The organism is Leifsonia aquatica H1aii (genome assembly GCF_000633535.1).
In the GTDB taxonomy this organism is placed as follows: Bacteria; Actinomycetota; Actinomycetes; order Actinomycetales; family Microbacteriaceae; genus Leifsonia; species Leifsonia aquatica_A.
Genome location: NZ_AYMR01000037.1, coordinates 1 through 12,934 on the forward strand (window position 1 = coordinate 1; position 12,934 = coordinate 12,934).

General features: G+C 64.2%; 8 protein-coding genes. 2 read left to right on the forward strand and 6 right to left on the reverse strand.

Annotated features, from left to right (window positions below):
- Positions 1-13: 13 nt before the first annotated feature.
- From U870_RS0120835 to U870_RS0120855, 5 genes are all read right to left on the reverse strand, one after another.
- Positions 14-2,143 (reverse strand): alpha-galactosidase, encoded by a 2,130-nt coding sequence (locus tag U870_RS0120835; protein ID WP_025159288.1) that lies wholly within the window; start codon positions 2,141-2,143, stop codon positions 14-16.
- 65 nt (positions 2,144-2,208) lie between these two features.
- A complete protein-coding gene (locus tag U870_RS0120840) occupies positions 2,209-3,468 on the reverse strand; it encodes an ABC transporter substrate-binding protein (RefSeq protein ID WP_025159289.1) in 1,260 nt (419 codons plus the stop codon).
- A 31-nt stretch (positions 3,469-3,499) separates the two neighbouring features.
- Positions 3,500-4,276, reverse strand: a complete 777-nt coding sequence (locus U870_RS0120845; protein WP_025159290.1) for a carbohydrate ABC transporter permease — start codon at positions 4,274-4,276, stop codon at positions 3,500-3,502.
- 67 nt (positions 4,277-4,343) lie between these two features.
- Positions 4,344-5,303, reverse strand: a complete 960-nt coding sequence (locus U870_RS0120850) for a carbohydrate ABC transporter permease (RefSeq protein WP_025159291.1) — start codon at positions 5,301-5,303, stop codon at positions 4,344-4,346.
- Complete coding sequence (locus U870_RS0120855; RefSeq protein ID WP_025159292.1) at positions 5,300-7,435, reverse strand: alpha-galactosidase; 2,136 nt, start codon at positions 7,433-7,435, stop codon at positions 5,300-5,302. Before U870_RS0120855 ends, U870_RS0120850 begins: the two co-directional genes overlap by 4 nt.
- A 118-nt stretch (positions 7,436-7,553) precedes the next feature.
- Between U870_RS0120855 and U870_RS0120860 the strand changes: the two genes are divergently transcribed.
- The gene (locus tag U870_RS0120860) at positions 7,554-8,732 is read left to right on the forward strand and encodes an ROK family transcriptional regulator (RefSeq protein ID WP_162819218.1); all 1,179 of its coding nucleotides are present in this window, start codon (positions 7,554-7,556) and stop codon (positions 8,730-8,732) included.
- 96 nt (positions 8,733-8,828) lie between these two features.
- Positions 8,829-12,659 (forward strand): discoidin domain-containing protein, encoded by a 3,831-nt coding sequence (locus tag U870_RS0120865; RefSeq protein WP_081815397.1) that lies wholly within the window; start codon positions 8,829-8,831, stop codon positions 12,657-12,659.
- 62 nt (positions 12,660-12,721) lie between these two features.
- Here the strand turns inward: U870_RS0120865 and U870_RS24725 are convergent.
- A partial coding sequence (locus U870_RS24725) for a hypothetical protein (protein WP_205288808.1) occupies positions 12,722-12,934 on the reverse strand: 213 nt, incomplete at its 5' end.

A 12,934-nucleotide genomic window follows, 5' to 3' on the forward strand; every position in this document is an offset into this window, starting at 1 on the left:
TGTCAGACACACCCTAGGCCTCGATCCTCTCCGCGAGAAGTGTGAGCGCCGATTGAGGTCGGAGCAGCGGCATGTGCAAGCCGATCGTCTCAAGGACTCTCCCGCTCATAGTCGCTCCGGCGGCGGTCCACGGCGCCGGAGCGTCTTCGAGGCTCAGCGACTCATCGCCGAGAAGCCGCGTCACCCGGTAGACCCACTCAGGATGCAGACCGGGGAGTTGGACGGGCGATGGCCGATCAGAGACGGCACCAGCAATCGCAGCGTACTGGTAGACGGCTCGGGTGCGCGTTGGGTCGACGACGCCGTGCAGGAGGTGGTTGGTATCCGGACCATCGGCCCTGATCAGGTAGCCGGCGTGGAGGACGTCGCGGTAGTGCTTGTGGAGTCTGACGGCCTCGGTCAGTGTCGCCTCGTCCGACGGCGTCATCTGCCGGATGTCCCATTCGATCCCCATGTGGTGCATCCAGCTTGCCCCGATGCGGAAAGGGAGGTCTGTCAGCCGACCGGTCGTGAACGAACGCGGAGCCCCCACGTGGCTGCCGATCCGCTCCGGTGGAAGCAGTTGCAAGGCCCACCGTTGGATTGGGAATCGTTCCGTCGGATCGTTGGAGTCTGAGATCCAGGTGCGGTCCGTTCGGCCGGCGATCTCGAGGTCGACCCGTCCGCCTCCGGACGAGCAGTTCTCGATCTCCACCGAAGGATGGGCCTCGCGGATCGTGTCGATAAGGCGGTAGGCCGCCTCGACCTGAGCATGGGTGCGGGGGCGACCGTCGTGGCCGACCTCTGTACTGTCGCGGTTGTAGTCCCACTTCAGGTAGTCGATCGCGTGGTCGGTGAGGAGGCGGTCGAGTTGCGTACGGATGTGTTCCCATGCCGCCGGATTCGTGAGGTCGAGGAGCTGCTGATGGCGCCAGCTCAGAGGGACATCGCTGCCGCGGGAGCTGATCCATTCGGGGTGCCGTCGAGCCGCGTCCGAATCAAGATTGATCATCTCGGGTTCGACCCAGAGCCCGAACTGCATTCCGAGGCCGCGGACCCGCGTGATGAAGGGATCGAGGCCGTCGGGCCACACGGATGGATCGGCGACCCAATCGCCGAGACCTGCCGTGTCGTCGCGGCGTCCGCGGAACCATCCGTCGTCGAGGACGAACCGCTCGGCGCCAATCCGGGCACCGGCTTCCGCAAGGTCGTTGAGCTTGGCGATGTCGTGGTCGAAGAACACCGCCTCCCAACTGTTCAAGGTCACCGGCCGCGGGGCCGGCGCGACCCGACCTGCCCGGTCCCACGCATGGAACTGCCCTGCAGAGTCGTCGAGACCGTTGGAGGAGTGACTGGCGAATAGCCAGGGAGATTCGTAGGTCTCTCCTTCGCCGAGGAGTACGTCGCCGGATTCGAGGATCTCGCCTGCTCCCATGACGAACGAGCCCGACGGGAGTTTCTCGATGTAGTGGTCCGAGTTGCCGCTCCACGCCAGGTGGACGCTCCAGACTTCGCCGGCGCGGAACCCAAATCCAGGCGTACCGACGGCGAACACAAGTGGGGCATCGTGTCCGGTGCGGCCGTGTCGGCTGGGCCGGCTCCACTTGCCGAACCCGATTGGACGTCGCTGTGGTTGTCCCTCTCGGCACCATCGTCCGGTGGTGTCGAGGATCTCTGCGGCTCGATCCGGGAGCGGAAGAGTGACGAGTAACTCCTCGACGGAGAGCGATTGCGGGGCGGTGTTCCGAAGCGCGTGACGGATGCGAAGGAGCCCGCTGGGCTCGATCAGGAGTTCGGTCCTAACGGCCAGGGCATTCTCTGAGTCCGACTGAGCTATGACGACGGCAGTCTCGCCTCGCCGCTCGATGCTGTCGATGGTCAGACGGGGAAGGGTCGCGGATCCGTTCCGACTGGCACGGAGACCGGGTGTGGCGAGCCAACCGGCGGCAGCTTCGGGGAGAAGGTGCTGCGGCACGGGTGCGTCGAATGACGATGGGGGGACCGGTCCGACGAGCTCGTCGGGGTGCGGCAGCCGGGTACCGAGGTCCGCTCCCCAGTGGATCAGCTCAGGTTTCCCCTCCGAGACTCGGATCAGCAGGCTCACGCCGGCGGCGCAGAGGTGGACGTAGTCGGGGAGGGACGGAGACTGGGACTGGTCAGGCATTCGACGCTTTCGAGAGAGGACGGAGGCTGCGCGCGGACGCGCAGCCTCCGTCAGCTGGCAGGGGCCTACTGGTTCGCCTGCTTGAGCAGATCGTCGACCTTGGCGGCGGCATCCTTGATCGCCTGCTCCGGGGTCTTCTGCTTCGTGGCCGCGGCGGTCAGCTCATCGTTCAGAGCATCCTGCAGCTCCGTCTGATGGCCCGTGATGGTTGGCGGGAACACGGTGTGCTGGACCGCCTCGAGAACGGCGGCCTTGTTCGCGGGCGGTGCGTCGTCGATCCAGGTCTGGAACTGGGACTGGTCGGAGATCGAGGGGAGGTCCCACGAGCTCGTGATGCGCTGGTCCACCATCTCCGACGAGGAGGTGAAGTACTTCGCCCACTTCTCGGCGGCGTCCTTGTGCTTGCTGCCCGACGAGACGCCGATCATGTTCACGAACGAGTAGCTGGTGTGCGAGGCGAGTCCCGGGACGATTTGGATGTCCCAGTTCGCCTTCGTGTCGCGCAGGCCGCCGAGTGCGCCCGACGCGACCTGCCACATGCCGAGCTGTCCTTTCTTGAACATAGTCGATTCGATGTCGGGGATGCCGGCGATCTCGTTGATCGGAGGTGCGATGACCCCGGATTTCTCCGTCAGCCAGGTGAAGGCTTTCAGCCCCTCCTGTGAGTCGAACGCGGCTTTGGTCTTGTCCTTGTTGAAGAACTCACCGCCCGCGGCGGCGAGGGTGGAGTAGAACTCCCAGAAGTGCGCCGGCTGTTGGAGGCCCCAGACGCCCGCAGCCGGGTCCGTGATCTTCTTGGCCGCGGCCTCGGCGTCGTCCCAGGTCCAATCCGCGGTCGGGTAGGCGACGCCGGCCTTGTCGAATAGATCCTTGTTGTAGGCGAGGATGCCGGCCTGGAACCCGGTGGGCAGGCCGTACTGGGTGCCCTTGTAGGCGAAGGCGTCGAGGAGGCTCTTCTGGTAGGCCGAGTCGTCGACGCTGGTGAGAGGTGCGAGGGCGCCTTCATCCGCGTAGCTGGAGAAGTTCTCGTAGTTGACCTCGAACGTGTCCGGCGCATTGCCGGCCGCAACGTCCGTCTGCAGCTTCGTGAAGTAGCTGTCCTTCGCAACGTTCTCGACCTTGACGGTGATGTTTGGGTTCTCTTTGTGGAATGCGTCAGCGATCGCCTGCAGGTTCTTCTCGTGACCGCCGTTGGCGGAGAAGTTCGAGTAGGTGATCGTGACCTTCTCGTCGGTGCCGGACGGGCCGCCCTGCGAGCAGGCGGTGGTGAGGAGGGCGACGGTTGCCAGGGTCGCCCCGAGCAACACGGCTTTGTGTCGTGCCATTAGGACCTCTTTCGGTGGGGGAATCCGGGTCTCATTTGAGCCCCGTGTTTGCGATCCCTGCGACGAAGTACCTCTGCGCGAGCACGTAGAGGATGAGCACAGGGAGGATGGAGACGATCGAGCCCGCCATGATGACGCTCCAGTCACTGGAATAGACGCCTTGGAGCGTGCTGAGGCCGAGCGGAAGCGTCTTGAGCTCGTCGGAATGGATGACGATGAGCGGCCAGAGGAAGTTGTTCCAGCTGCCGAGGAAGACCAGGACGGCCACGGTGCCGAGTGCGGGCCGGATGAGTGGCAGGACCACGGAGAGGAACGTTCGCAGCGGGCCTGCACCGTCGATCGTCGCCGCCTCGTCGAGTTCGCTCGGAAGCGCCAACATCGCCTGGCGGAGGATGAAGATGCTCAGGGCCGACGTCGCGGACGGTGCGATCAAGGCGAAGTACGAGTCGTTGAGACCGAACGACTTGAGCTGGATGAAGAGCGGGACGACAACGACCTGCACCGGGATCAGCATCGTCGCCACGTAGACCAGGAAGAGGGCGTTTCGTCCGCGAAAGGTCATCCGCGCGAACGCATAGGCCGCCATACTCCCGGTGATCAGTTGAAGTGCGGCGGTGGCCAGGCTGACGATCAGCGAATTGGTCAGGTACTGCGGCATTTTCAGCTCGGTGAAGAGCTTCCCGTACGAGGCGAAGGACCAGGTCGTCTTGGCCAGGTCGGGTGCCTCGGCCAGGTTCGAACCCGGCGACAGGCTGGTGACCAGCGTCCACGCGAACGGAAACACCAGAGCGATGGCCAGCGTGATCACGCAGGCGTAGAGAAGGACGCGACCGAGAACCCGTCCAGCCCGCGGGGATCTGGGGACTGCTGCGGTGCTACTCACTGTGTACCCACTTCCGCTGGCCCCAGAACTGCAGACCGGTGACAAGGATCAGGACGATGAAGAAGAGCCAGGACAGCGCAGTTGCCTCGCCGACCCTCCCGTAGCGGAAGGTGAGGTCGTAGATCTGGAGCACGACCGTCTGCGTCGAGGCGGTCGCCGCCGTGCCGTACGACATGACGTAGGCCTGATCGAACACCTGGAATCCGTTGATGAGCGACAGCACGACGACGAGGAACGAGGTGGGCGAGAGCAGCGGGAAGGACACCCGCCAAAAACGCTGCCACCGCGTCGCGCCGTCGATGCTCGCCGCTTCGAGCACGGTGTGCGGTATGGCCTGCAGGCCAGCGAGGAAGAGGATCATCACGAACCCGAGGTCTTTCCAGGCCGAGGCCATGATGACCGATGGCATGGCCCAGAATGGGTCGCTCCACCATCCCGGCTGAGGGAGTCCCAAGGCGCCGAGGATCTCGTTGACCACGCCGTTCTTCGGCGCCAGAAGCCATTTCCACACCAGCGCGACGACCACCCAGCTGGTGACGACGGGGAGGAAGTAGATCGAACGGAAGAATCCCCGACCGCGGATCGTGCTGTTCATGAGGAGCGCGAGACCGAGCCCGCCGACGAACACGATGGGGACATAGCCGATCGTGAAGTAGAGCGTGTTGAGCAGTGCCTGCCCTGTCGCCGGCGAGGTGAGCACCTTGGCGTAATTGTCCAGCCCCGCCCATTGCATCGGCCCGATCAGATTCCACTTCTGCAGGCTCGTCCAGAGCGAGACGAGCATCGGTGCGAAGGAGAAGATCGCGAGCGTGATCCCACTGGGCGCGAGGAAAAAGAGCGCCCACCAGCCGGACCGACGCGAGCGCCGCCGACGTGGCGAGGTGTTCCGCTGCGCGTCGACATTGCCGCGATGCGAAGCGGGAATCCCGATGGGCTCGGCCACTCGCGTCATCGGCTTTGCCCCGGCGCCGACCGGGTGACCCGGATCACCCGGCTGTCGTAGTCGCCGTGGAGTTCCAGCGGAAGTCCGAGGCCCATCAGGGCGGCACCGGACATCGGCTTATAGCCGTCGACCTCGTAGAGCGCGTCCTCGTCGAGTCCCCGCAAACGTAGCCGCGGCACGATGAATTGGAACTGCAGGAACTGCCCGAAGGCCAGCACGACCGCCTGCGAACGGTCCTCCGACACATACTGGTAGGCCGCGTACGGGTTCTCCCAAGCAGAGACCAAGCGGTGCAGCTCGCCGAGATGCACGATCGACCGGATCGACTTGTAGAGCTCGACGAAGCCGGTCAGCTCTGCGAGCTGCTCGGGAGTCATGGTGAAGAGGTTCACGCTGATGTGGAAGGCGCCGAGCATGCCTGCGTGCGCACGGAAGGTTAGCGGTGCGGTGCGTCCGTTGATACCGTTCGGTACCTCGCCGATTCCGCCTCCTGCGGTGATCGGCGCGTACGCCTGGGTGTAGCCCTCGTGGAGTTTCAGGATGTCGAGCGCGTCGCCGTTATCGCTCCGGCTCACCAGATCGCTGACCGCAGCCATGCCGAAGTCGACGCGCCCGCCGCCGGATGCGCAGTTCTCGAACAGGACCTCGGGATGCTTCGCCTGCAGACGCCGGAAGACGTCGTAGAGGTTCTCGACATACGCGACCCAGATGCGGTCGTCCTGGTCACCGGTCAGGAAGCCGGCCTCGGTGAGGTATCGGTTCATGTCCCATTTGAGGTAACCGATCCCCACATTTCCGATCAGCTCGTCCAGCCAGGAGAACATCCATTCGCGGACCTCATCGAGCGCGAGGTTGAGCACCAGCTGATTGCGGACGAGAGTGCCTTCGCGGGTCGGGAAGCCGATGATCCAGTCGGGGTGCTCTGCCGCGAGGCGCGAATTGGGGCTGACCATCTCCGGCTCGACCCACAGCCCGAAGGCCATGCCGAGGCTCTCGACGTGTCGAGCGAGCGGAGCGAGGCCCTCCGGGAACTTGCGTGGGTCGACGACCCAGTCTCCGAGGCCCCCGTGATCGTCGTCGCGTCCCACGAACCAGCCGTCGTCCACGACGAAGACCTCGGCCCCGACCGCCGCCGCCTGTTCGGCGAGTGCGAGCTGCTGCTCGGCGTTGATGTCGAACCAGAACACCTCCCACGAGTTGAAGATGACCGGTCGCGGGGTGGCGGCCTTAAGCGCGGGAGCGAGCCATGAACGCTGGTATCGGTGAAGCATCCTGCTCGCAGAGCCGAACCCGTCGGTCGTGAAGCCGCCCGTGAAAATGGGTGTGGTGTGCGTGGCGCCTGGCTCGAGGGTCAGCGCGAAGTCGAAGTCGTTGTACCCGCCCGTCACGCGCACCTGGTCCCAGCGATCCTGCTCGACCGTGATGCGCCAATTTCCGCTCCAGTGGAGGGCGCCGAACCAGACGTCGCCGGACGTCTCGGTCGCCGCCCCTCCCCGGTCGATCGCGAACCACGGATTGTTGTCGTGTCCGGAGATCCCGTGCCGGCTCTCGAGCACGGTCCTGCTCTGGGTGAGCGGCGTGCGCTCGATCCGGTGCTCGGCGCCCCATCGACCGGAGAGGTGCGCGAGTCGGTGGCCGCGACCCTCAGCCGGATAGAAGGTGGCCGACTTGAGGGAGGTCGCGACGACCGCCGCGAGTCCCCGATTGGTGACGCTCGCCCACCGGTCAACGATGTCGAGGCCAGCGTAGAGACGATAGTGGAGCGTCAGCTCGAGTCCGTACTGCGCGTCGATGAGGACGACGGCGAGCTCATCACGACCCCCCTCGGACGTGATGGAGTGGGAGTCGTATCGCACCGCGCAATCCCGTACACCGTCGGCGTACGCGACAGCGATTCCGGGCTCGTCGAAGAAGTAGCCGCCTTGTGCGGCGTACTCCTCGCGGTGGCGTTCCACCCGGACGGACTCTTCGTGGTGGTGCGAGAACACCTGCTCATCGCGCGGCAGGTCGGCAGCGTTCAGCCGGCCTGCTCCCCAGTAGAGGTGCAGGAGCCGGCGGTCGTCCCGGACCTGGAACGCGTAGGTCGTGTTCGCGGTGTGGAGGGTGAAGACGTCGAGTTCGGCGTCGAAAGAGATGGCCACTTCTTCGGGGTGTCCTTCGTTTCTCAGGCGGCACGCCGCCCTCGGATTCGGGTATCAACTTATTTGCTGATAGAAATGAATAGGCACAACATAACCGTCGGAGATGGGGGATGCAACTATGGTCGACGGGATCCTGCTGAGCGCGAGGGAGGGGCGAATGCCACGGGTCATCGAGCGGGAGAGCATGCAGCGCGAGATTCTGCGGAGGCTTCTCGTGTCCGGTCCGACGACGCGACTGCAGCTCGCCGAGGAACTCGGGTTGTCCCGCGCGAGCATCACACGCTTCAGTCGCGACCTCCTGGAGGACGGCGTCGTCTCCGAGGGGGAGGACGACGGGCGCAGCGATGGTGCGATGGGGCGACCACTGAGGCCACTGGATGTCGTCGAGCACTCGCGGAGGTTCCTCGGAGTGAAGCTGACCGCGAGTGAGATCTCGTGGGTCGTCTCCACCATGCGTGCCGTTCCAATCGCCCAAGGTGTCGAGCCGCTGCTCGACTCCGATCCGGAAGCCGTTATCGCCGCGCTCGCGGATCTGGCCGGCCGTTTGGCCGACGACGTGCCTCTGAATGGCATCGGAGTTGCCATCGCCGGGTATGCCGACGGGGCGGGTCGGGTCGAGTACGAGGACTTCCTCGGCTGGCAGGACGTGCCGCTCGGCGAGAAGCTCTCGGCTCGCGCCGGGATTCCTGTCACTGTCGAAAACGACGTGGTCGCGCTCACGATTGCCGAGCAATGGTTCGGCGCGGGGCGCGGGATCGACCATTTCGCGGTGCTGACGATCGGCGCCGGCGTGGGATACGGACTCGTGTCGGGCGGGCACGTGGTCGACACGGCGAATGCACGTGCGGGATTGGCGGGTCACCTTCCCTTGTGGGAGGCGGGTCCGCTGTGTCCGCAGGGTCATCCCGGGTGCTCGTCCGCCTTCCTGGCCACCGACTGCATCGTGCAGCAGGCGCGTGAGGCTGCCGGGGCGCCCCTCACCTATCAGCAGATCCTCGACCCCGCTGCTCCGGAGGCTGTGCGCGCGGTGGTTGAGCGCAGTGGCTACGCTCTGGGTCGCGTCGTCGCGGAGATCGCGAACTACGCGATTTCGGACGTCGTCATCCTCGGTGGGGAGGGGGTCGGCTTGGTCGATGTCGCGTCGGCGCACGTCGATCGGGCGATCGGGCGGTTCCGGACCCAGCGGGGGACGTCGCTCGAGCTCGTCGTGGATCGCACCGGCTTCGAGCGGTGGGCCCGCGGGGCTGCGGCCTCCGCCATCGAGCGAGCGGTCCTGGGTTTCTCTGGGCGGAGCTGATCTCTTCCATTCCCTCTTGACGTGCGGCTTATTTTCTATTAGCAATTAACGCGTCGCGGGGATCGCGGCTCGACAGCGAGCAATGGAGACGCACGAATGAAGAGAATGATCGCGCGGCTGACCGCCGTGCTGATGGTGGCCTTGGGGGCGGTGATCTTCCTTCCCGGTGCGGCCTTCGCCGTCTCGTCCGGCGATGCGGCCGTCACCTACGACTCGAGCACGGGGACATGGACGCTGAGCACGGCGTCCGTCGAGAAGAAGCTTCGGCTCCAGAGTGGAACGTTCCAGCTGATCAGCTACACGAACAAGCTCACGAACCACCAATACATCCAAGGCAGCGGGCAAGACAGCGACGAATTCGCCGTCACCGTCGGGGGCACTCAGTACTCCGGACTCAGCGGGGGCTGGACACTCGACGGCTACACGACGAGCACGCTCGGCCAGGGACAGCTCCAGCTCGATATCACGATCCACAACACTTCGATCGAGGTGGAGCGGCACTACATCGTCTACCCCAGCACCGGCATCATCCAGGAATGGTCGGTATTCAAGAACCTCACCGCTGGACCGCTCGACTTCACCGAGCCGTCGATCTTCCGGACCCGGGTGATGCAGAACGACACGTCCGATCTCGACATGCTCTACATGACCGGTGGTGGGAATTTCACCGGCTCCCAGACCCTCAAAACGGTTCCATTGACCGCGACGTACTCCTGCACGTTCGACTCGCGCGGGCCGTCGGAGACGACGCCGGGCGGGGTGTCCGATCCCGTGATGATCGAGGGATCCGGCGCGTGGCAGGAGTTCTTCGCCCTTCGGAACACGTCGACCTCCGACGGGATGTTCCTCGCGTTCGACTACGCCGGCACATGGTTCGCGAACATCGGGCACGTCGATTCGAAGGACACGACGCTGCACGGCTACGGCCACATGGTGGACTACCCCGTCCCCGCATCCGGTCGAATCGAGACGCCGAAAGCGCTCACGGGCGTCTTCGCCGGCGATCTGGACGACATGGGGAACACGATCACGGACTACCAGTACCGCTATAAGTGGGACCTCACGAACGATAACTACTTCGCGAAAATCAACGCTTTCGACCTGCTCGGCTATCAGGACAAGGAACCGTACGACTACTCGTCGAACGTCTTCCAGGTGGTGAACAACAGCCGCTACATGGGGGCCGACATTAACGTCGTCGATGACTTCTGGTATGACGCGAAGGGCGATTGGAACCCCGCCGACGGACAAGACTTCGCCGCCTATAACGACTACACGAAGAAGAACGGCCAGGTGATGAGCGTCTGGATGGCGCCCTGGCACGCGCAGACCGGCTCGACCGTGCTCACTGAGCATCCCGACTGGCAGATCCAGGACGACAACGACTATTGGTACAACTGGCACCTCGATCAGTCGAATTCCGATGTCACGGCCTGGGAGCTCGCCCTCATGAACCAGAAGCAGACCGAGTGGGGGTCGTACATGCTGAAGTACGACGGTGAGCCGATGTGGCCCAGCGGGAATCCCAACGGCGATCCCATGCAACCGGCGAATGACACGAGCGACAACGACATGATGGTCGCCTCCAACAACTGGTACCAGCTGATCGACGATTTCAAGACCGCGAATCCGGAGGCTGGTATCTACCACTGCTCTTCGGGTGGCGAATTGATGACGATGGAGGCCCTCCGGTTCGCCGAACTGACATCGACCAGCGACGGCGAAGTCGGTGACATCAACGGGTACTGGAACTCCCTGTTGTTCCCGATCGACAAGCTGATGCAGGGCGGCTACCACTGGGGCACCGGCACATACACCAAGGCGCAGCGCTGGGATCTGCGATTCGCACCCCAGCTCAACATGGACAACCCGTGGGCTCCCACAACCGAAGCCGACAAAGAAGGCAACCGCATCGACTTCCAGATCTACCACTACCTGAAGCAGGAAGGCGTCGTCGGCCGCTGGGTCAAGGTCTATCGCCCGACGGTGAGTACCGGTGCCGATCCCGAGCACTTCCTTCAGAAGATGAGCGGCGACGGAACGAAGGGCGTGATCCTCACTCTCGCCGACAGCACAGTCGGCTCGGCGATGACGGTCTACCCGAAGGGGCTCACGCCATCTGCGAATTACACGGTGTCCGCGCTTGAAGGCGGCATGACGACAGCGACGCACACTGGCTCGTACTGGATGACGAACGGCATCAGCCTCTCCAGTTACAAGACCGGCGAGATGCTGTTCTTCAACCTGCCGAAGATGCCGGGGATGGGAGGCGACTCCGCCGCCCCGACGGCACCCTCCGCCGTGTCGAAGGCCGACACTGTGAACATGGACAGGCCCGGCGTCGAGCTGAACTGGACTGCCGGGAAGGACGACAACTGGCTCTCGTACTACGAGATCGTGAAGGACGGAACACCGATCGACAAGGTGTCGGTCGGCACGTCGTACTTCCTGCCCTACGGAGACTCGGGGTCGACTTACGCCGTGCGCTCGGTCGACGGTGACGGCAACAAATCCGCGATCGTGACCGCGGTGATGTCGGGCTCGACGGATCGGCCCCTGGACCGATCCTCCTGGACGGTCAGCGCGTCCTACAGCGACGACATCTCCGCCCGGGCGATCGACGGCGACGTCCTCACGGGATGGCGCGCGGATGACCAGAGCTATGGACACTCGCTCCAGCTCGACCTGGGAAGCCAGAAGACGTTCGACAAGATCGTCCTGGACGCAGGGGCGGACCCTTACGAGTACCCGTACTGGTACACCGCCTCGGTCTCCGTGGACGGAACGAACTGGACCCCGGTCGCAAGCGGCCGGCAGGCAGCGACCGGCGGCGCGGTGACCACCATCCCCTTCGCCGTGCAGACAGCGCGCTACATCAAGATCGGCCAAGGGGCGAACACGGAGACGAAGGGCGACTACTGGACCGTCAACGAGGTCAACGTGTACAACACCGGCAACGTCGCAGCCACGGATTGGGGATCGAGTCTGGCGCTCGGGAAGCCAACCATCGCCTCGTCGGTCGAGAATAACGACACCAGCCTCGGCGCGGACAAGGCGACGGACGGAGACACGGCGACCCACTGGTCGGGGGCAGCCGCAGACGGCGAGACCCTGTCGGTCGACCTCGGCAAGACAGAACGGATCGACCGCGTACGCACGACGTGGGCCTGGGCGTACAGCAAGCAGTACGCGATCCAGACATCCACCGACGGCTCGACCTGGACGACCGCGGCGACAGTCAACGCCTCGGACGGGGAGATCGACGACATCACGTTCCCGTACCAGGACGCCCGCTACATCAAGATCGTCAATACGAAGCGCGCAAGCGAGTGGGGATCGTCCATCGCCGAGCTCGGAGTGTACGGACGCGACCCGGTCGACATGAACGACGACTTCAACTCGTCGACTCTTTCGAGCGATTGGAGCTGGGTGCGCCAGGACGCGACGAAATGGTCGCTCAACGGGAACTCGTTGAAGCTCACCGCTCAGGCGGGGGAGCTTCACGAAGCGTCGAACGACGCGAAGAACATCCTGCTGCAGAGTGCGTCCGGTGACTACGCCGCCATCACCAAGATGAACTACAGACCCGGTTCTGCCTGGAACAACGCCGGCTTGGTGGTCTATCAAGACGACGACAACTACGTCAAGCTGGTGCGTACGCGCGACGACACCGGCGCGAACGTCCTCGAGATCGGGAAGGAAATCGGTGGCACGTACTCGTACACGACTACGGCCGATGCCGGAGGCAACGAGGTCTACCTGAAACTCGTCAAATCGGGGTCGACCTACACCGGATCGGTGTCGACAGACGGCATCCACTACACGTCCGTGGGATCGCAGACGGCAACGCTGAGTTCGCCCAAGCGCGGACTTCTCGCGATCAACGGGACGTTCGACGCCTACTTCGACTTCTTCCACGTCGAGTAGCGAATGCCGCGGGATGGTCGACCGATGTCGGTCGACCATCCCGCGCCCTACGGGCGACAACTTCATCGGTTGGACGACAGGGTGAGAAAGAAATACACCGGATCGGCGAAATCAGGCGGGCGCGACGAAGGCGGCGGTTGAACAACTGCCTCGACGGCCGTGAGCGGCTTGAGTCTGCCCCAAAACCCGTGCAAGCGTGGTGCAAGATCCGTCCGCCAAGTCGAGTCGTCCCCGGAGAGATCGCGGATTTCTGCGCTAGCTGTACTGACCTCGAC

Bases quoted from the DNA above. Each gene is read 5' to 3' on its own strand.
- U870_RS0120835 (WP_025159288.1), bottom strand. From the start codon at position 2,143: ATGCCTGACCAGTCCCAGTCTCCGTCCCTCCCCGACTACGTCCACCTC.
- U870_RS0120840 (WP_025159289.1), bottom strand. From the start codon at position 3,468: ATGGCACGACACAAAGCCGTGTTGCTCGGGGCGACCCTGGCAACCGTC.
- U870_RS0120850 (WP_025159291.1), bottom strand. From the start codon at position 5,303: ATGACGCGAGTGGCCGAGCCCATCGGGATTCCCGCTTCGCATCGCGGC.
- U870_RS0120860 (WP_162819218.1), top strand. From the start codon at position 7,554: ATGGTCGACGGGATCCTGCTGAGCGCGAGGGAGGGGCGAATGCCACGG.
- U870_RS0120865 (WP_081815397.1), top strand. From the start codon at position 8,829: ATGAAGAGAATGATCGCGCGGCTGACCGCCGTGCTGATGGTGGCCTTG.